Here is a 19117-nt window from a genome sequence, read left to right as displayed (position 1 = left end):
TCGGTGCCTTCGGTGCCTTCGGTGCTTTCGGTGCGCTCGATGCGGTCATCAGACCAGGTCCTCCGTCCCGGACTTGCGGATGTAGACGGTGACCATGGCGAGGATCGCCGCCATGAGGATGAACGACAGCGCGGCGGCCGTCGGGTAGTCCAGCACCCGCAGGAACTGCGACTGGATGACGTTGCCGACCATCTTCTGGTTGGCGGCGCCGAGCAGTTCGGCGTTGATGTAGTCGCCGGTGGCCGGGATGAAGGTGAGCAGGGTGCCCGCCACGACGCCCGGCATCGACAGCGGGAAGGTCACCTTGCGGAAGGTGGTGAAGGGGCGCGCGTACAGGTCGCCGGCCGCCTCGTGCAGCCTGCCGTCGATGCGCTCCAGGGAGGTGTAGAGCGGCAGGATCATGAAGGGTAGGAAGTTGTACGTCAGTCCGCAGACGACGGCCAGCGGGGTGGCCAGCACCCGCTCCCCCTCGGTGACGCCCAGCCAGCTGGTCACGTCCAGGATGTGCAGGGAGTTCAGGACGGAGACGACCGTGCCGCTGTCGGACAGGATCGTCTTCCAGGCGAGGGTGCGGATCAGGAAGCTGGTGAAGAACGGCGCGATGACCAGGATCATCAGCACGTTGCGCCAGCGGCCTGCCTTGAAGGCGATGAGGTAGGCCAGGGGGTAGCCGAGCAGCAGGCACAGGGCGGTGGCGGTGCCCGCGTAGGCCACCGAGCGCAGGAACTGCGGGTAGTACTCGGTGAGCGCGTCGGCGTACGTCTGGACGTGCCAGGTGACCTCGAAGCCCTTTTCGAGGGAGCCGGTCTGCAGGGAGGTGGACGCCTGGTAGACCAGCGGGGCGGCGAAGAACACCAGCAGCCACACGATGCCGGGCAGCAGCAGCCAGTACGGCACGAGCCGCTTGCGGGTGGCGGGCTTGCGGAGCTCCAGGGCTGGTTCGGGCGCCGGCGGCGCCTTGGTGGCCGTCATGCTGCTTCCTCGTCCAGCTCGGTGCCCGCCTGGGCGTCCTGGTCCGCGTCGAGCCCGAAGGTGTGCGCGGGGTTCCAGTGCAGGACGACCTCGGCGCCGGGGACCAACCGCGGGTCGCGCTCGATGTTCTGCTCGTAGACGGCGAGCGCGGCGCCGGCCGGGCTGTCGACGACGTACTGGGTGGAGACGCCGATGAAGCTGGAGTCGGCGATCCGGCCGGGGAGGCGGTTGCGTCCGCCGGGCACGGTGTCGGCGTCGTCGGCGTGGGTGAGGGTGATCTTCTCGGGGCGTACGCCGACCAGCACGGTGCCGCCGGTGCGGGCGGTGGCGGTACATCGTGCGGCGGGCAGGGCGAGCTTGGAGTCCCCGGCGCGCAGCGTCAGTGCGTCGCCGCCGGTGCCGACGACCTCGGCGGCGATGAGGTTGGAGGTGCCCAGGAAGTTGGCGACGAAGGTCGTGCGCGGGTTCTCGTACAGGTCGGCGGGGGCGCCCAGTTGCTCGACGCGGCCGCCGTTCATCACCGCGACCGTGTCGGCCATGGTCATGGCCTCCTCCTGGTCGTGGGTGACGTGGACGAAGGTGATGCCGACCTCGGTCTGGATGCGCTTGAGTTCGAGCTGCATCTGGCGGCGGAGCTTGAGGTCGAGGGCGCCGAGCGGCTCGTCCAGCAGCAGCACCTGCGGGTGGTTGATGAGGGCACGGGCGACGGCCACGCGCTGCTGCTGGCCGCCGGAGAGCTGCTGCGGCTTGCGGCGGGCGAGGTCGCCGAGCTGGACGAGGTCGAGCATCTCGCCGACCTGCTTCTTCACGGACTTGATGCCGCGGCGGCGCAGCCCGAAGGCGACGTTCTCGTAGATGTCCAGGTGCGGGAAGAGGGCGTAGCTCTGGAAGACGGTGTTGACGGGGCGCTTGTAGGGCGGCAGGTCGGTGACGTCCTTCCCGGCGAGTTCGACGGTGCCGGTGGTGGGGTCCTCCAGCCCGGCGATCATGCGCAGGGTGGTGGTCTTGCCGCAGCCGGACGCGCCGAGGAGGGCGAAGAAGGAGCCGGCGGGGATCGTCAGGTCCAGGGGGTGGACGGCGGTGAAGGAGCCGTAGGTCTTGCCGAGGCCGGTGAGGCGGACGTCTCCACCGGAGGGGGAAGCGGTCATGGGAGGTGTCTTCCGTTTCGTCAGGCCGGTGGGTCAGGCGCCGATGAGCGTGGCGAACTTGTCCTCGAACGCCGTCTCTTCCTTGCTGGACAGGGAGCGGAAGGCGTGCGCCTTGGCCGCCGTCTCCTCGTCCGGGAGGATCAGCGGGTTCTCGGCCAGACTCTTGTCGATCTTCGCGAGTTCCTCGCGGACGCCGTCGACCGGGCAGACGTAGTTGATCCAGGCGGCGAGCTGCGCGGCGACCTTGGGCTCGTAGTAGTAGTCGATGAGCCGTTCGGCGTTCTTCCGGTGCCGGGCCCCGGCCGGTACGAGCAGGTTGTCGGTGGAGATCATGTAGCCGGCGTCGGGGATGGCGAAGTCGATCGCCGGGTTGTCGGCCTGGAGCTGCATGAGGTCTCCGGCCCAGGCGACGCAGGCGGCGAGGTCGCCCTTGTCGAGGTCGTTGGTGTAGTCGTTGCCGGTGAAGCGGCGGATGTGGCCCTTGTCGACGGCCTTCTGGATCCGCGCGATGGCGGCGTCGTAGTCGTCGGCGGTGCAGTGCTCGGGGCGCTTGCCCATGTCGAGGAGGGTGAGGCCGACGGTGTCGCGCATCTCGGTGAGCATCCCGACCCGGCCCTTGAGCTTCGGGTCCTCCAGCAGCTGGCTGATGGAGGTGACCTTGCGGCCGCCGGTGGCCTTCTTGTTGTACGCGATGACGGCGGGGATGCCGGTCCAGGTATAGGAGTGGGCGCGGCCCGGGTCCCAGTCGGGACTGCGGAAGGGGGCGGACAGGTTGGCGTAGGCGTGGGGCAGGTTGGCGGGGTCCAGCTTCTGCATCCAGCCGAGCCGGATCATCCGGCCGGCCATCCAGTCGGTGACGCAGATCAGGTCGCGGTCGATGCCCTTGCCCGCCGCGAGCTGCGGTTTGACCTTGCCGAAGAACTCGACGTTGTCGTTGATGTCCTCGGTGTACTTGACCGTGATGCCGGTGCGGCGCTGGAACTCCTCCAGCGTCGGCCGGTGCTTGCCGTCGTCGCTGACGTCCATGTACTCGGTCCAGTTGGAGAAGGTGAGGCGCTTCTCCTCGTCCGAGTGGTCGTCGGACGGGCCGCTGTCGGCGCGGGTGGCGGGCGGGATGCCGCACGCGCTGAGCGTCCCGAGCCCACCGGCGGCCAGCGCCCCGGCGCCGCCCGCGCGCAGCAGTGACCGGCGGGTGAGCGCCGCCCGGCCGCTGGTGAGGCTGCGCCGGATGGCGGCGAGCTGCGGCGGGGACAGGCTCTCGGGCTGGTGGTGCGCCATGCTGTGGCCTTCCTTGCGTCGGTCCGGTGGTCGGCCGGTGAGGGTGGGAAGCGGTCCCCCGAAGAAGGAGTCAGCGGTCTTCGGAGAAGGGGTCGGCCGTCTCCGAGAGGGAGTCAGCGGTCCCCGAAGACCGTGCGGTGCCAGTCCTTCCGGGGCACCGCCGTATTGTCGTACATCACGTGCTTGACCTGCGTGTACTCATCGAACGAGTACACGGACATGTCCTTGCCGTAGCCCGACGCCTTGGCGCCGCCGTGCGGCATCTCGCTGATGATCGGGATGTGGTCGTTGATCCACACGCAGCCGGACCTGAGCTCGCGGGTGGCGCGGCCGGCCCGGTAGACGTCGCGGGTCCAGGCGGAGGCGGCGAGCCCGTAGGGGGTGTCGTCGGCCAGGGCCAGTCCCTCGTCGTCGCTGTCGAAGGGCAGCACGACCAGGACCGGGCCGAAGATCTCGGCCTGGACGATCTCGCTGTCCTGGGGGGCTCCGGTGATCAGTGTGGGTCGGTAGTACGCGCCCTTGGCCAGCGCGCCCTGGGGTGCCTCGCCGCCGGTGACGACGGTGGCGTACGAGCGGGCCCGGTCCACGCATCCGGCGACGCGGTCGCGCTGGGCGTGGGAGACCAGCGGGCCCAGGTCGGTGGCGGGGTCGAAGGGGTCGCCGAGGCGTACGGTCGCCATCAGCTCGGCGACCTGGGCGACGAAGGCGTCGTACAGCGGGCGCTGGACGTAGGCGCGGGTGGCGGCGGTGCAGTCCTGGCCGGTGTTGATGAGCGCGGCGGCGACGGCGCCGTGCACGGCGGCGGTCAGGTCGGCGTCGTCGAAGACGACGAAGGGGGCCTTGCCGCCGAGTTCGAGGTGGAGGCGCTTGACGGTGCCGGTGGCGACGGCGGCGACCCGCTTGCCGACCGCCGTCGACCCGGTGAAGGAGGTCATGGCGACGGCGGGGTGGCCCACCAGGTGCTCGCCCGCCTCAGGTCCCGCGCCGGAGACGATGTTGATCACGCCGTCCGGGAGACCGGCCTCGGTGGCGGCCTGGGCGAACATCAACGAGGTGAGCGGGGTGATCTCGGCGGGCTTGAGCACGATGGTGTTGCCCGCGGCGACGGCCGGGAGGATCTTCCACGCCGCCATCTGGAGCGGGTAGTTCCAGGGGGCGATGGAGCCGATGACGCCGACGGGCTCGCGGCGGACGTACGAGGTGTGGTCGCCGCTGTACTCGGCGGCGGCCCGGCCCTCCAGGTGCCGCGCGGCCCCGGCGAAGAAGGCGGTGTTGTCGATCGTGCCGGGCACGTCGAACTCGGTGGTGAGCTTGAGGGGCTTGCCGCACTGGAGCGACTCGGCGCGGGCGAGGTCCGCGGCCTGGTCGGCGAGGACGGCCGCGAACCGGTGCAGGGCGTCGGACCGCGCGCCGGGGGTGGCCCCGGCCCAGCCGGGGAACGCGGCCTGGGCGGCGGCCACCGCGGCGTCGACGTCGGCCGCCCCGGCGAGCTCGTAGCGGAAGACCTCCTGCCCGGTGGCCGGGTCGGTCACCGCCTGGGTACGTCCCGAGGTGCCGGGCCGCAGCGCGCCCCCGATGTACTGCGCGCCGTCGGTGAACCGCCCTGTCGCGTCGAACCGCTCCGTCGCATCGAACCGCTGATCCATCGCGCGTTCTCCTCCCCCCGCGAAGGGGTCAGGCGTAGCTCCAACCGGAATTGATGGCTGATCCTGACAGAGGAGGTACGCATCAACAAGTGATTCCGTTGTTGCTTTTTGGTTTCGCGACGGATTCGGTGATCAGCGGGCTGCGGGACGGCGAAAACGAGTCCGTCACTGTCAGTGGTCGCTGCCAGAATTCGGGCATGGACGAGGTGAGGTCTGCGGCGGAGCTGGTCGAGCGGACGGCGCGCGGCGAGCGATTCAGGTACGTGTGGTTCTGGGGGCACCAGCCGCCGAAGGGCGGCGGTGTGGGGGCGGGGTGCTTCAGCCAGTGGTGGCCCGCGCCGTTCACCGTGGACGGCGTCGCGTACGCGACCGCCGAGCACTGGATGATGGCGGGCAAGGCCCGGCTCTTCGGCGACGAGGACGCCGAGCGGCGGGCGATAGCGGCGTCACACCCCCATGCGGCCAAGGCCGTGGGCCGCTCGGTGCGCGGGTTCCAGGAGGCGGTGTGGCTGGAGCACCGCTTCGAGCTGGTGGTGCGGGGCAGCGTGCACAAGTTCGGGCAGCACCCGGCGTTGCGCGACTACCTGCTGGGCACGGGTGCGCGGGTGCTGGTGGAGGCCAGCCCGGTCGACCGGGTCTGGGGCATCGGCCTGGCGGCCGACGACGAGCGGGCCCAGGACCCGGCCCGCTGGCGCGGGCTCAATCTGCTGGGGTTCGCCCTGATGGAGGCGCGTCAGCGGCTGGCGTCCGGGGAGACCACCAGGACCGTGGCCAGCTCGCGGTAGGGGTCGGAGTCGTAGTCGTCGTCATCCTCGTCGGCGATGACCGCGAAGATCATGATGATGCTCGCGACGACGGCGACCACCCCGCAGACGAGTCCGGAGACCGCCGACCCGTTGTTGTCGGCCACGCCGCTGAGCACCTTGGAGCGGCCCACCGAGCCGAAGACGATCGCGAGGACGCCCAGGATGATGCCGAGGACCATGGTCCAGAAGAACACCAGCCCGATGATGCCGAGCACGAGGGCGGCGGTGCCCGCGCCGTTGTCGGGGAGGTAGCCGCGCCAGCCGTAGGGCCCCGGGCCGCCGTAGGGCGCGTACGGACCGGGCGGGTAGCCGGGCTGGCCGCCGCCGGGAAAGCCGTATCCGGGCTGGCCGTAGCCGCCCTGCCCGTATCCGGCCTGGCCGTAGCCGCCTTGGCCGTACGCGGCGTGGACGGGCGCGGCGCCCAGGTACGAGCTGGGGGTGCCGGGGCCGGTCGGGGCGAGCGGAGGCGGCGGCACCGCACCGGGCGGGGCGCCCGGCGGGGCGGTCTGCGGGGCGGTCTGCGGCGGCGCCAGCGGGACGCCGGGCAGCGTCGGCATGCTCGGTATGCCGACGCCGGCCGCGCCGGGCGGAGTGCTCGGGACCGGCGGAGCACCGGGGCCGGACTGAGCACCCGGAGCAGCGGGGACGGGCGGAGCGGCAGACAGGCCGCTCACCGGCGGCTTGCCCAGCGACACCCGGTCCTCGGGCGGCGATATCGCGCCCTCCGGCGGCACCCGACCCTCGGTCGGAGGCACCCGGTCCTCCGGTGACATCCGATTCCCGGGCGACACCTGGCCCTCGGTCGGCGGCACCCGGTCCTCGGGCGGCGCCCAGGGATCCCGCTCGCGCTCCCCCGCACGCTCCGGTTCCCGGCTCGGCTGACCGGACTGCTGCTCGGACTGGTCGCCCATGGCCCTCCCCCACACGCTGTGTCGCCGGTCATGCTACGGCCTGCCGCCGGGCCGCGCCCCTCGCACATCTACGATGGCGGTCGGCCCAGCAACGGCGGCCCGCCACAAGGAGGATCCGATGACCGATCTCAGCGCCTTCATCGCCGGCCTGCCGAAGGCCGAGCTCCACGTCCACCACGTCGGATCCGCGTCCCCGCGCATCGTCGCGCAGCTGGCCGCCCGCCACCCCGACTCGCCGGTGCCCACCGACCCCGAGGCCCTCGCCGACTACTTCGCCTTCCGCGACTTCGCGCACTTCATCGAGATCTACCTGTCGGTGGTCGACCTGATCCGCGACGCCGACGACGTCCGCCTGCTCACCTACGAGGTGGCCCGGGACATGGCGCGGCAGAACATCCGGTACGCCGAGCTGACCGTCACCCCGTACAGCTCGACCCGGCGCGGCATCCCGGACGCCGCGTTCGTGGAGGCGATCGAGGACGCCCGCAAGGCGGCCGAGTCCGAGCTGGACGTGGTGCTGCGCTGGTGCTTCGACATCCCCGGCGAGGCCGGTCTCGCGTCCGCCGAGGAGACCACCCGGATCGCCACCGAGCTGCAGCCGGAGGGCCTGGTCAGCTTCGGCCTCGGCGGCCCGGAGATCGGGGTGCCGCGCCCGCAGTTCAAGCCGTACTTCGACCGCGCGATCGCCGCCGGGCTGCACAGCGTGCCGCACGCGGGCGAGACCACCGGCCCGCAGACGATCTGGGACGCGCTCACCGAGCTGCGCGCCGAGCGCATCGGGCACGGCACCAGCAGCACCCAGGACCCGAAGCTGCTGGCGCACCTCGCCGAGCACCGCATCCCGCTGGAGGTCTGCCCGACCTCCAACATCGCCACCCGGGCGGTGGCCACCCTGGACGAGCACCCGATCAAGGAGATGGTCGCGGCGGGCGTGCTGGTCACCATCAACAGCGACGACCCGCCGATGTTCGGCACGGACCTGAACTCCGAGTACGCGGTGGCCGCCCGGCTGCTGGAGCTGGACGCGGCGGGCGTGGCGGCGCTGGCGAAGAACGCCGTCGAGGCGTCCTTCATGGACCCGGCGGGCAAGGCCCGGCTGGCGGCCGAGATCGACGCGTACACGGCGGCGGCCGGTCACTGACGAACCGACGAGACGGGGAGCCGGCCATGGCCCGGGGCACGGAAAGGGCGTTCACCGCCGTCGCGCATCGCGGCGACCCCTTCGCGTACCGCGAGAACACGCTCCCCTCGATCCGTTCCGCCGTGCGGGCGGGCGCGGACGCGGTGGAGATCGACGTCCGGCTCACGCGGGACGGGGTCCCGGTCGTCCTCCACGACGCCACGCTCAAGCGGCTGTGGGAGCACGACCGGCCGCTGGAGCGGCTTACGGCGGCGGAGGTGGCTGAGCTGACCGGCGGCGGGGTGCCGACGCTGCGCGCGGCGCTGGCCGAGACCGACAGCTGTCGCGTCATGGTCGACCTGCCGGACGCCTCGGCGGTGCCCGCCGCGCTGGCCGAGATCTGCGCATCTGGCGCGGCCGATCGGGCGTACTACTGCGGGGCTCTGGCGGCGCTGTGGCAGGTACGGCGCGCGGATCCGACCGCCGAGATCGCGCTGACGTGGACCACGACGGCCCCGCCGAGCCCCGCCCTACTCGGCGAACTGCGCCCCCGCTGGCTGAACTACCGCTGGGGCCTGGTCTCCCGGGACTTGGTCGACCGCGCCCACGCCGACGGATTGCTGGTCTCGGCGTGGACGGCGGATACGCGGTGGTCGATGTCGCGGCTGATGCGGGCGGGCGTGGACTCGATTACCACCAACCGGATTGGTGCGTTGCGGGGGCTGGTGATCAGTCGCGGGGGAACTCGTCGGTCGAGAGCTTGATGCCCGCGGCGGTGTTGGTCAGATCGATCGGCAAGCCGAAGTCGACCCTGAGCTGGCGCCTGTACTCGCCATCCTTGGGGTGGCTGAACACGTGGCACCTACCGGTGTAGGGATCGGCAATCATGTAGGTAGGCACCCCAACCTCGGCGTAGGTGGCCTTCTTGGAGCCGTAGTCGTTGGCGCTCGTCCCCCTCGAGATGACTTCCAGCAGGAATTCAATGTCTTGAGGCGCCCTCAGCCCCTTGCTGTCCTTCTGCGTCCCCTCCCTCAGAGCCACCAGGTCAGGGCAGAACCCGTTCAGGTAGCCAGGGAAGTCGATTCGGACGTCGGACAGCAACCGCACCCGGGGGTACGTGGCACGCAACTGCTCATAGACGTTGGCGATGATGTCCCAGTGGACTTCCCGCTGCGGCGACATGATGATGGCCCCCTCGACAATCTCAGCCTTGTAGCCCTCGGGGACGGGCATGCGCTCCAGCAGCTCGAACAGGTAGTCCAAAGTGAGCTCTTGCGGCTTCGCCTGGTCGGCCATGTGGCACTCGACCTCGATCCTGTCGTCCATTGCGACGGTCATCGTGCCGCTCCTCCCCTCTCGCGCGCATGTACGCGCAGCCGCACAGTTAAACGATAAGCGGAGCCCCGGGACACGGCCGTGTCCCGGGGCTCTTTCGGCCGCGTCGCGGCCTCAGTCGCCCAGCGACGTCATCACGTGCTTGATCCGCGTGTAGTCCTCGAACCCGTACGCCGACAGGTCCTTCCCGTAACCGGACTTCTTGAAGCCGCCGTGCGGCATCTCCGCCACCAGCGGGATGTGCGTGTTGATCCACACGCAGCCGAAGTCCAGCGCCTTGGACAGCCGCATGGCGCGGGCGTGGTCCTTCGTCCACACGGAGGACGCGAGCGCGTACTCCACGCCGTTGGCGTACTCCACGGCCTGGGCCTCGTCCGTGAACGACTGGACGGTGATGACCGGGCCGAAGACCTCCTTCTGGACGATCTCGTCGTCCTGCTTGAGGCCGGAGACGACGGTGGGGGCGTAGAAGTAGCCCTTGTCGCCGACCCGGTGGCCGCCCGCCTCGACCTTGGCGTGCGCCGGGAGCCGGTCGATGAAGCCGCTGACCTGGGCCAGCTGGTTGGCGTTGTTGAGCGGGCCGTACAGCACGTCCTCGTCGTCCGGAGCGCCGGTCCTGGTGTCGGCGGCGGCCTTCGCCAGCGCCGTCACGAACTCGTCGTGGATGGACTCGTGGACGAGCACGCGGGTGGCGGCCGTACAGTCCTGGCCCGCGTTGAAGAAACCGGCGACCGAGATGTCCTCGACGGCCTTGGCGATGTCGGTGTCCTCGAAGACGACGACCGGCGCCTTGCCGCCGAGCTCCAGGTGGACGCGCTTGAGGTCCTTGGAGGCGCTCTCGGCGACCTGCATGCCGGCCCGTACCGAACCGGTGATGGAGGCCATGGCGGGCACGTCGTGCTCGACCATCAGGCGGCCGGTCTCGCGGTCACCGCAGATGACGTTGAAGACGCCCTTGGGGTGGCCGAGCTCCTCCAGCACGCCGCCGATGATCTCCGCGATGAGCACCGTGGACGCGGGGGTGGTGTCGGAAGGCTTGAGGACGACGGTGTTGCCCGCGGCGAGCGCCGGGGCGAACTTCCACACCGCCATCATCATCGGGTAGTTCCACGGCGCGACCTGCGCGCAGACGCCGATGGGCTCGCGCCGGATGATGGAGGTCATCCCCTCCATGTACTCGCCCGCGGAGCGGCCCTCCAGCATCCGGGCCGCGCCGGCGAAGAACCGGATCTGGTCGATCATCGGCGGGACCTCCTCGTCCCGCGTGAGGCCGAGCGGCTTGCCGGTGTTCTCCGACTCGGCGGCGACCAGGTCCTCCGCGCGCGCCTCGAAGGCGTCGGCGATCTTGAGCAGTGCCTTCTGGCGCTCGCCGGGCACCAGGTCGCGCCAGGCCGGGAACGCCTTGGCGGCGGCGGCCATGGCGGCGTCGACGTCCGTCGCGCCGGACAGCGGCGCGGTGGCGTACGGCTCGCCCGTGGCGGGGTTGACCACCTCTGTGGTCCGCCCGTCCGCGGCGTCCCGGAACTCCCCGTCGATGTAGTTGCGCAAACGACGCAGTTCGGTGGTCACGTTGGCCACGCCTCCCGTATCAGGTGTCCGATGGGTGAGACACCCACCCTAGTCGCCAAGGCGACGCTTTCAACATACCCGCCCCACCAGAACTACGGAATCCGTGAGTTTCGGCCGCATGAACAACGAATTTCATCATTCTGGGGTTGCGTGACTGTCGAGTCCTCATGCACAGTGGTGTCCGTGGCCACATCTGACAAGAACGGCGCGCCGTCGATCGACTCCGTCTCCCTGGCGATCATCGAGCAGCTCCAGGAGGACGGCCGGCGGCCGTACGCCGCGATCGGCAAGGCCGTGGGCCTGTCCGAGGCGGCGGTACGGCAGCGGGTACAGAAACTGCTCGACCAGGGCGTGATGCAGATCGTCGCCGTCACCGACCCCCTCACCGTGGGTCTGCGGCGCCAGGCGATGGTCGGCATCAACGTCGAGGGCGACCTCGACCCGGTGGCCGACGCACTGACCGCCATGGAAGAGGTCGAGTACGTGGTGATGACCGCGGGCTCGTTCGATCTCATCATCGAGATCGTCTGCGAGGACGACGACCATCTCCTCCAAATGATCAACAAGCGGATCCGCACGCTGCCCGGCGTGCGCTCCACCGAGAGCTTCGTCTACCTCAAGCTCCGGAAGCAGACCTACACCTGGGGAACGAGATAGCCATGAGCGCCGACCTGTCACAGACGGCCTACGACCACCTGTGGATGCACTTCACCCGCATGTCGTCGTACGAGAACGCCCCCGTGCCGACCATCGTGCGCGGCGAGGGCACGTACATCTACGACGACAAGGGCAAGCGCTACATCGACGGCCTCGCGGGCCTGTTCGTGGTCAACGCCGGCCACGGCCGCGCCGAGCTCGCCGAGACCGCCGCCCGGCAGGCCCAGGAACTGGCCTTCTTCCCCGTGTGGAGCTACGCCCACCCCAAGGCGGTCGAGCTGGCCGAGCGGCTGGCGCACTACGCCCCCGGCGACCTGAACAAGGTCTTCTTCACCACCGGCGGCGGCGAGGCCGTCGAGACCGCGTGGAAGCTGGCCAAGCAGTACTTCAAGCTCACGGGCAAGCCGACCAAGTACAAGGTCATCTCGCGGGCGGTCGCTTATCACGGCACCCCGCAGGGCGCCCTGTCCATCACCGGCCTGCCGGCCCTGAAGGCCCCGTTCGAGCCGCTGGTCCCCGGCGCCCACAAGGTCCCGAACACCAACTTCTACCGGGCGCCGATCCACGGCGACGACCCGGAGGCGTTCGGCCGCTGGGCCGCCGACCAGATCGAGCAGCAGATCCTCTTCGAGGGCCCGGACACGGTCGCGGCCGTCTTCCTGGAGCCGGTGCAGAACGCCGGCGGCTGCTTCCCGCCGCCGCCCGGCTACTTCCAGCGCGTGCGCGAGATATGCGACCAGTACGACGTGCTGCTGGTCTCCGACGAGGTCATCTGCGCCTTCGGCCGCCTGGGCACGATGTTCGCGTGCGACAAGTTCGGCTACGTCCCGGACATGATCACCTGCGCCAAGGGCATGACCTCGGGCTACTCCCCGATCGGCGCCTGCATCGTCTCCGACCGCCTGGCCGAGCCGTTCTACAAGGGCGGCAACACGTTCCTGCACGGCTACACCTTCGGCGGCCACCCGGTCTCCTCGGCCGTGGCGCTGGCGAACTTCGACATCTTCGAGCGCGAAGGCCTCAACCAGCACGTGCTGGACAACGAGAGCGCGTTCCTGAATACCCTGCAGAAGCTGCACGACCTGCCGATCGTCGGCGACGTGCGCGGAAACGGCTACTTCTACGGCATCGAGCTGGTCAAGGACAAGACCACCAAGGAGTCGTTCAACGACGAGGAGACCGAGCGCGTCCTGTACGGCTTCCTCTCCAAGGCACTGTACGACAACGGCCTGTACTGCCGCGCCGACGACCGCGGCGACCCGGTCGTTCAGCTGGCGCCGCCGCTGATCGCGGACCAGTCGACGTTCGACGAGATCGAGCAGGTGCTCCGCGCGACCCTCACGGAGGCGTGGACGAAGCTCTGACCCCGGACCCGTGCGCCGCTCCGGTCGGCTGATCGGAGGAATCGCGCCCCGCCCGCGCCGAGCCTGGACCGGATCGGCCCGCACGAGTCCTTACCGTGCCAGTGACCGATTGACCTTGCGCTCGTTCGCCCATATGGGGGAACGGACATTCGTTAGGTAAGCCGAGGTGCTTGGCATGGTTGCTTCGCCGGACGACGACGTGCTCTGGGGGCGCGGCGTCGCGTACGCGTACAACGGCTCGCCCGCGCTCGTCGGCGTCTCCGTCGGCGTCCGGCAGGGCGGCATCCTCGCCGTCACCGGTCCACGCGGCGCGGGCAAGTCCACCCTGCTCAGATGCCTGTCCGGTCAGCTCCCGCCGGACGAAGGCGAGGTGTGGTTCCAGAGCATGCCGATGCACACCCTCGCCCCGGCGGCCCGCGAGCGGCTGCGCCGCGAGCACTTCGGCTGGATCGGGACCGAACCGCAGCTGGTCCCCGAGCTCACCGTCTGGGAGAACGTGGCGCTGCCGCTGATGCTGCGCGGCGTCGGGCGGCGCGCCGCCCGGCACACCGCGCGGGAGTGGCTCGACCGGCTCGACGTCAGCGACCAGGAGCGGCGCCGCCCGGCGGCGCTGCTCCAGTCGCAGCGCCAGCGGGTGGCCATCGCCCGCGCGCTCGCCGCCGAGCCCGACGTGCTGTTCGCCGACGAGCCCACCGCCCCGCTGCACCAGGTCGACCGTGCCCAGATGCTGCGTACGCTCGCCACCGCGGCCCGTTCGCACGGCATCACCGTCGTCCTCGCCACCCACGACAGCGAGGCGGCCCCGCTCGCCGACCAGACCGTCGCGCTCCAGGACGGACGCCGGGCCGGTGCCGCCGTCCCGGCCCCTGAAACGGAGGAGCTCGGCGCGTGCTCAGTCTCCGCCTAGCCCTCGGCGCGCATCCCCTCGTTCTGCTGCGGCGGCTGCTGGTGACGGCGGCGTCCGCGGCAGCGGGCTTTCTGCTGCTGTGCACGCTGGGGTACGCGCTCGCCCACCCGACGCGGTCCGACGGCTCGGCCGCCCGGCTGCTGTGGTGCGTCGTACCGCTGGCGGCCACGGTGCAGTTCGCCGTCGCCGTCGCCCGCGCGGATCCCAGTGTGCGGGCCGGTCTGGGGCTGGACTCCGTCGGGCTGGGGCCGACCCGGCGGGCCCGGCTCGCGGCGGCCTCCACCGCGCTGTTCTGCACCCTGGGCAGCGCGCTGGCGCTCGCGGTGTTCTTGTACGTACGCGGGAACCTCGGCGGTCCGGCGGCGGCCGGAGGACTGGGCGACCAGCTCGGGCGGGGCGCGCGGCTGCCGCTGGGCGCGGTGTTCATCATGCTGGCGCTGGTGCCGGTGCTGGCGGCCATCGCCAGCGCGGCCTGCCTGTGGCCGCGCGAGGACCTGTGGTCGTACTGGCCCTGGCCGCGCGGCGAGCGGACGGCCCGTGGCGGGCGGCGTGGGGCGGCGCGGCCGGAGGCCGGTCGGCCCACGACGATCGGCCAGGCGGTGGCAGCGCGGATCGCCATGCGCCAGGCACCGGTTCCCGAAGGCCGAACGGAATCGGCGCAGCCCCCGCCGGAGCGGGCGCGGGGCGCTCAGCCCCCGCCCGGGTACGACATCGCCGGGTACGTGGGCCTGCCCTGGGGCGCGGCACTGATCGGCGGAGGGCTGGCCCTGGTGTCGTACACCAGCCGGGGCGCGGGCGCGGCGGCCGCCGAGGTGCTGCCGCTGCCCGGCCACAGCGTGGCGAGTCCGCCGGGCGTGGTCGTCGGCTGGGTGCTGACGGCACTGGGTCTGATGCTGGCGGGGCCGGGTCTGGCGTTCCTGTGCGGCGGACTGCTGGCCGCCGGTCGGCCGGGCCCGCTGCGCCTGCTGGCGGGCCGGGCCCTCCAGGAGGAGGCGCCGCGCCTGGGGCGGCCGCTGGGCGTGCTGTGCGCCGTGGCCTCGGGCGCGTACGGGGTCGTGGAGCTGTATGGCGCGGAGCTCGGCGACTGCGGCCCCGTCGCCGGGCTGGGCGCGGCCCTGGTCATGGCGTGCGTCACCGCGACCGCCCTCACCACCGCGCTGGAGGTCCGGGCGGGACGCGCGGCGACGCGGGACGCGCTGGTGCGCATCGGCGCCCCGACCCGCCTGCTGCGGGCCGCCGCCGCCGTGCGCTCGGCGGCGCTGCTGGCCGTGCTGGCCGGGCTGACATGGACGGTCGCCGAGCTGGTGACGATCCCGCTGACGCAGTGAGCCGCCGCGGCCCCACCGCCTCTTCCGGCCTTGCTGCCTTGGCCGGGGGGGGTGGGGACCGGGGGGCCGGGCGGCGCTGATCGGCCCGGACACGGATCAGTCGTCGGAGCTGAGCGGCACCACGTCGTCCGCGTCGAACGCGACACCGACCCGTTCCCCCGGCTCCGGCGCGTCGCGGAGCGCGCACGCGGCCTCCAGCCGGGGCGCGTTGTCCGGCTGGAGGAGCAGCGCGACGTGGTCGCCGCGGAAGGTCCGGCCGGTGACCGTGCACGGCAGCCCTTCGTCCACGGGGACCAGCCGCACCCCGGCCGGGCGGATCAGCAGCCGGCAGGCACCGGGCCGGGCGGCGGCCGGGACCGGGACCGTGCCCCAGGGGGTGTCCGCGGCGGCTCCGTGCACGGTGGCCGCCACCACGTTGTCGAAGCCGAGGAAGCGGGCGACGAACTCGGAGGCGGGGCGCCGCCACACCTCCAGCGGGGTGCCGGCCTGCGCGATCCGGCCGCCGTCCATGACCACCACCCGGTCGGCCAGCGCGAACGCCTCGCCCTGGTCGTGGGTGACGGCCAGCACGGTCGTACCCAACCGGTCGAAGAGCTGGCGCAGTTCGACCACCAGGCGTTCGCGCAGGGCCCGGTCGAGCTGGCCGAGGGGTTCGTCGAGCATCAGCAGGCGAGGGCTGGGGGCCAGGGCGCGGGCGAGGGCCACGCGTTGCTGCTCGCCGCCGGACAGCGCGGCCACGGCCCGCCGGGCGGCGCCGGGCAGTCCCACCAGGTCCAGCAGTTCGGCGACGCGGCGCTCACGGTCGGCGCGGCCGGTGCCGCGCATCCGCAGTCCGAAGCCGACGTTGCCGCCGACGTCGCGCTGGGGGAAGAGCTGGTGGTCCTGGAACATCAGGCCCACGCCGCGCCGGTGCGTCGGGACGCCGGTCTGGTCGCGGCCCGCCAGCAGCACTCGCCCGGCGTCCGCCCGCTGCAGCCCGGCGACGACCCGCAGCAGGGTGGACTTGCCGCTGCCGCTGGGGCCGAGGACGCACACCGTCTCGTGCTCGGCGACCTCCAGGTCCACGGCGTCCAGCGCGGTCCGCGCCCCGAAGCGGACGGTCAGCTGTTCCAGCCGCAGCATGGCCATCTAGAACTCTCCTGTACGGTCGGCCCTGACGCGCTCCAGCACCACCAGGGAGCAGGCGCACACGAGCATGAGAACGGTGCTCAGCGCCATCGCCTGCCCGTAGTTCAGGTCCCCCGCGCGGCCCAGGAAGCGGGAGACGGCGACCGGCAGCGTGGGGTTGTCGGGCCGGGCGATGAAGACGGTGGCGCCGAACTCGCCGAGCGAGACGGCGAACGCGAAGCCCGCCGCGATCCCCACGGCGCGTCCGACCAGCGGCAGGTCCACCTCGCGCCAGGCCCGCAGCGGGGAGGCGCCCAGCACGGCGGCCGCCTCGCGCAGTCGGTGGTCCACCGCCCGCAGCACCGGCAGCATGGTGCGGACGACGAACGGCACGCCGACCAGGGCCTGCGCCAGCGGCACCAGAACCCAGGAGGCGCGCAGGTCCAGCGGCGGCTCGTCGAGGGCGATGAGGAAGCCGAAGCCGACGGTCACGGCGGAGGTGCCCAGCGGCAGCATCAGCAGCGCGTCGAAGCCCCGTGCGAGGCGTCCGGCGCGCCGGGTGAGCGCGGCGGCGGCGAGGCCGCCGACGACCAGGGCGATGAGGGTGGCGGCGGCCGCGTACTCCAGGGAGTTCCACACGGCCTCGACCGGCGCGACGAGGAACATCCCGCCGCTGTCGTCGACCGATCCCAGGGCGCGGTAGTAGGCCAGGCCGTAGCCGTCGGGGGTCTCGAAGGACCGCGCCACCAGGACGCCGAGCGGCAGCAGGATCAGCAGCGCGATCTGGACCAGCACCAGGCCGAGCAGCGTCCACTGCCCGGCACCGCGCGGGCGGCGGGCAGTGTGCGCCGGGTCGACCAGCCGCAGGGTGCTCTCCCGGCGCCGGACGGTCCAGGCGTGCACCGCGAGCAGCGTGCCGACCGCCGCGAACTGCACCAGGCTGAGCACGGCGGCGGTGGGCAGGTCCAGCAGCTGGGCCGTCTGCCGGTAGATCTCCACTTCCAGGGTGGCGTAGTGCGGGCCGCCGAGGATCTGTACGACGCCGAAGGAGGTGAAGGTGAACAGGAAGACCATGAGCGCGGCGGCGGCCACCGCGGGGGCGAGCGCGGGCAGGGTGACGCGCCGCCAGGCCGCCAGGCGGCCCGCTCCGAGGACCCGCGCCGCCTCCTCCTGGCGCGGGTCGAGCTGCGCCCACAGCCCGCCGACGGTCCGTACGACGACCGCGTAGTTGAAGAACACGTGCGCCAGCAGGATCGCCCAGACGGTGGTGTCCAGGCGTATGCCCCACAGGTCGTCCAGCAGTCCGCCGCGGCCGAGCAGTGCCAGGAAGGCGGTGCCCACGACGACGGTGGGCAGGACGAACGGCACGGTGACCACGGCGCGCAGCAGGTGTCTGCCGGGGAAGTCCAGGCGTGCGAAGACGTACGCGCCGGGCAGGGCGAGGGCCAGGGTCAGGGCAGTGGAGGCGGCCGCCTGCCAGGTGGTGAACCACAGGACGTCGCGGACGCCCGGGTCGCCGAGCACCTCGCCGATGCGGTCGAACCGCCACCGGCCGTCGGCCTTGAGCCCGCGGGTGACGATGGCGGCCACCGGATACGCGAAGAAGACCGCGAAGAAGGCCAGCGGCAGGGCCATCAGGCCGAGCCGGACCGCCGCGCCGCGCGGGTTACGGCGGCGCGGCGCGGCGGCCGGGCTCGTCTTCACCGGCCGGTTGTCGGCAGGACGGGTCTTTACAGGACGAGGGAGGACCATGACTTGATCCACGGCTCACGGTTCTCGGCGATCTTCTCGGGAGCCATGGTCTCGGGGTGGTCCACCTTCGCGCCGAACTCGGTGAACAGCTTCGGCAGCTCGGCCCCCTTGAGGACCGGGTTGACCCACATGTTCAGCGGGATGTCCTCCTGGAACCGCTTGCTGATCAGGAAGTCCAGCAGGGCCTTGCCGCCTTCCTCGTTCCGGGCGCCCTTGAGCAGGCCCGCGAACTCGGTCTGCCGGAAGCAGGTGCCGGTCGCGACGCCGGTCGGCGCCTTCTTGGGCTGCGGCTTGGCGTAGTACACCTCGGCCGGGGGGCTGCCGGCGTAGGAGACGACCAGGGGCCGGTCGCCGCCGGCCTTCTTGCCTCCGGCGGAGCCGGAGAACCGGTCGTTGTAGGCCTGGCTCCAGCCGTCGACCACCTCGACGCCGTTGTCCTTGAGCTTCTTCCAGTAGTCGCGCCAGCCGTCGTCGCCGTACCGGGCGGCGGTGGCCAGGAGGAAGGACAGGCCGGGCGAGGACGTGGCGGCGTTCTCGGTGACCAGCAGGTTCTTGTACTGGGGCTTGACGAGGTCGTCGAAGGTCTGCGGCGGCGCCAGCTTCTTGTCGGCGAAGTACTTCTTGTCGTAGTTGACGCAGACCTCGCCGGTGTCGACGGGCGTCACGCGGTGCTTGTCCCGGTCGTACTGGACCGAGGCCGGGATCCGGTCCAGGCCCTTGGCCTCGTACGGGGTGAACAGGTCGTTGTCCAGCGCGCGGGAGAGCAGGGTGTTGTCGACGCCGAAGAGGACATCGCCTTCGGGGTGCCCCTTGGTCAGCACCGCCTTGTTGACGGCGACCCCGGCGTCCGCGTTCTCGAGGACCTTCAGCTTGTAGCCGCTCTTCCGTTCGAACTCCTTCTGTACCTCAGGGGAGAGTGCGAACGATTCGTGGCTGACCAGGGTGACGGTCTTGGAGCCACCGCTGTCGGCCTCGTCGGAGCCGTCGCAGGCGGCGAGGGTGGTGGTGGCGAGCGCGCCGAGGAGGGCGGCCCCGAGGGCGCGCCGAAGGCTGGTGTTCATCGGTTGTGCTGACTCCCTACGCCGGTATGACCCGGATCAGGTCCGAGGGTCTGCGGCGGTGCCGCACTCTCAGCGCTGTGTGCGCTCCCCTGTCGGATTGTTCATTTGTGCGAAGGCACAGTACCAGCCACCGTGTACCAGCCACCGTGCCGTGCT

The 19117-nt window shown here is 71.5% G+C and carries 17 protein-coding genes and 1 riboswitch; of the genes, 7 read left to right on the top strand and 10 right to left on the bottom strand.

The genetic code is table 11. From position 1 onward, the window contains the following. Window positions 1-48: 48 nt before the first annotated feature. The 4 genes from Q3Y56_RS25930 to Q3Y56_RS25915 all read right to left on the bottom strand — a co-directional run bounded on the left by Q3Y56_RS25930 (window position 49) and on the right by Q3Y56_RS25915 (window position 5044). Window positions 49-972 (bottom strand): ABC transporter permease, encoded by a 924-nt coding sequence (locus Q3Y56_RS25930; RefSeq protein WP_304464224.1) that lies wholly within the window; start codon window positions 970-972, stop codon window positions 49-51. Beyond that, on the bottom strand, window positions 969-2120 hold the full coding sequence (locus tag Q3Y56_RS25925) for an ABC transporter ATP-binding protein (protein WP_304464223.1): 1152 nt from the start codon (window positions 2118-2120) through the stop codon (window positions 969-971). Before Q3Y56_RS25925 ends, Q3Y56_RS25930 begins: the two co-directional genes overlap by 4 nt. A gap of 33 nt (window positions 2121-2153) precedes the next feature. Continuing rightward, window positions 2154-3398: a spermidine/putrescine ABC transporter substrate-binding protein gene (locus Q3Y56_RS25920; protein ID WP_304464222.1), complete on the bottom strand. Its 1245-nt coding sequence runs from the start codon at window positions 3396-3398 to the stop codon at window positions 2154-2156. 113 nt (window positions 3399-3511) lie between these two features. Further along, window positions 3512-5044 (bottom strand): gamma-aminobutyraldehyde dehydrogenase, encoded by a 1533-nt coding sequence (locus tag Q3Y56_RS25915; RefSeq protein WP_304464221.1) that lies wholly within the window; start codon window positions 5042-5044, stop codon window positions 3512-3514. Between the two features lie 197 nt (window positions 5045-5241). On the opposite strand from Q3Y56_RS25915, the gene Q3Y56_RS25910 reads away from it, so the two are divergent. Further along, complete coding sequence (locus Q3Y56_RS25910) at window positions 5242-5829, top strand: NADAR family protein (RefSeq protein ID WP_304464220.1); 588 nt, start codon at window positions 5242-5244, stop codon at window positions 5827-5829. Here the strand turns inward: Q3Y56_RS25910 and Q3Y56_RS25905 are convergent. Next, window positions 5778-6761 carry a DUF4190 domain-containing protein gene (locus Q3Y56_RS25905; RefSeq protein ID WP_304464219.1) on the bottom strand — a complete coding sequence of 328 codons (984 nt, stop codon included), beginning with the start codon at window positions 6759-6761 and terminating at the stop codon, window positions 5778-5780. The two genes, Q3Y56_RS25910 and Q3Y56_RS25905, sit on opposite strands and share 52 nt — an antisense overlap. 118 nt (window positions 6762-6879) lie before the next feature. Between Q3Y56_RS25905 and Q3Y56_RS25900 the strand changes: the two genes are divergently transcribed. Continuing rightward, complete coding sequence (locus Q3Y56_RS25900) at window positions 6880-7902, top strand: adenosine deaminase (protein ID WP_304464218.1); 1023 nt, start codon at window positions 6880-6882, stop codon at window positions 7900-7902. Window positions 7903-7928: 26 nt separating this feature from the next. Next, window positions 7929-8645: a glycerophosphodiester phosphodiesterase gene (locus Q3Y56_RS25895; protein WP_304464217.1), complete on the top strand. Its 717-nt coding sequence runs from the start codon at window positions 7929-7931 to the stop codon at window positions 8643-8645. On the opposite strand, the gene Q3Y56_RS25890 is transcribed toward Q3Y56_RS25895, so the two are convergent. Both Q3Y56_RS25890 and Q3Y56_RS25885 read right to left on the bottom strand, forming a co-directional pair. Further along, on the bottom strand, window positions 8611-9219 hold the full coding sequence (locus tag Q3Y56_RS25890) for a Uma2 family endonuclease (protein ID WP_304464216.1): 609 nt from the start codon (window positions 9217-9219) through the stop codon (window positions 8611-8613). The two genes, Q3Y56_RS25895 and Q3Y56_RS25890, sit on opposite strands and share 35 nt — an antisense overlap. A 111-nt stretch (window positions 9220-9330) precedes the next feature. Beyond that, complete coding sequence (locus tag Q3Y56_RS25885; protein WP_304465805.1) at window positions 9331-10785, bottom strand: gamma-aminobutyraldehyde dehydrogenase; 1455 nt, start codon at window positions 10783-10785, stop codon at window positions 9331-9333. A gap of 183 nt (window positions 10786-10968) precedes the next feature. Between Q3Y56_RS25885 and Q3Y56_RS25880 the strand changes: the two genes are divergently transcribed. The 4 genes from Q3Y56_RS25880 (at window position 10969) to Q3Y56_RS25865 (ending at window position 15041) form a co-directional block, all read left to right on the top strand. Beyond that, window positions 10969-11442 carry an Lrp/AsnC family transcriptional regulator gene (locus Q3Y56_RS25880; protein ID WP_304464215.1) on the top strand — a complete coding sequence of 158 codons (474 nt, stop codon included), beginning with the start codon at window positions 10969-10971 and terminating at the stop codon, window positions 11440-11442. Window positions 11443-11444: 2 nt separating this feature from the next. Beyond that, window positions 11445-12806 carry an aspartate aminotransferase family protein gene (locus tag Q3Y56_RS25875; protein ID WP_304464214.1) on the top strand — a complete coding sequence of 454 codons (1362 nt, stop codon included), beginning with the start codon at window positions 11445-11447 and terminating at the stop codon, window positions 12804-12806. 175 nt (window positions 12807-12981) lie between these two features. Next, window positions 12982-13713 (top strand): ABC transporter ATP-binding protein, encoded by a 732-nt coding sequence (locus Q3Y56_RS25870; RefSeq protein WP_304464213.1) that lies wholly within the window; start codon window positions 12982-12984, stop codon window positions 13711-13713. Then, window positions 13695-15041, top strand: a complete 1347-nt coding sequence (locus Q3Y56_RS25865; RefSeq protein WP_304464212.1) for a hypothetical protein — start codon at window positions 13695-13697, stop codon at window positions 15039-15041. The genes Q3Y56_RS25870 and Q3Y56_RS25865 overlap by 19 nt, the downstream gene beginning before the upstream one ends. 96 nt (window positions 15042-15137) lie before the next feature. Here the strand turns inward: Q3Y56_RS25865 and Q3Y56_RS25860 are convergent, their stop codons facing one another. The 3 genes from Q3Y56_RS25860 to Q3Y56_RS25850 all read right to left on the bottom strand — a co-directional run bounded on the left by Q3Y56_RS25860 (window position 15138) and on the right by Q3Y56_RS25850 (window position 18961). Next, window positions 15138-16169 (bottom strand): ABC transporter ATP-binding protein, encoded by a 1032-nt coding sequence (locus Q3Y56_RS25860; RefSeq protein ID WP_304464211.1) that lies wholly within the window; start codon window positions 16167-16169, stop codon window positions 15138-15140. Then, complete coding sequence (locus tag Q3Y56_RS25855) at window positions 16170-17783, bottom strand: iron ABC transporter permease (protein WP_304465804.1); 1614 nt, start codon at window positions 17781-17783, stop codon at window positions 16170-16172. It abuts the gene before it with no gap. 95 nt (window positions 17784-17878) lie between these two features. Beyond that, on the bottom strand, window positions 17879-18961 hold the full coding sequence (locus Q3Y56_RS25850) for a thiamine ABC transporter substrate binding subunit (RefSeq protein WP_304464210.1): 1083 nt from the start codon (window positions 18959-18961) through the stop codon (window positions 17879-17881). Next, window positions 18958-19062, bottom strand: a riboswitch (TPP riboswitch). Its footprint overlaps the gene before it by 4 nt. Window positions 19063-19117: the final 55 nt, after the last annotated feature.

The sequence above is a fragment of the Streptomyces sp. XD-27 genome, from assembly GCF_030553055.1.
Classification (GTDB): domain Bacteria; phylum Actinomycetota; class Actinomycetes; order Streptomycetales; family Streptomycetaceae; genus Streptomyces.
The sequence above is the reverse complement of the archived record's forward strand: the minus strand, read 5'-3'. Positions and strand labels throughout refer to the sequence as shown.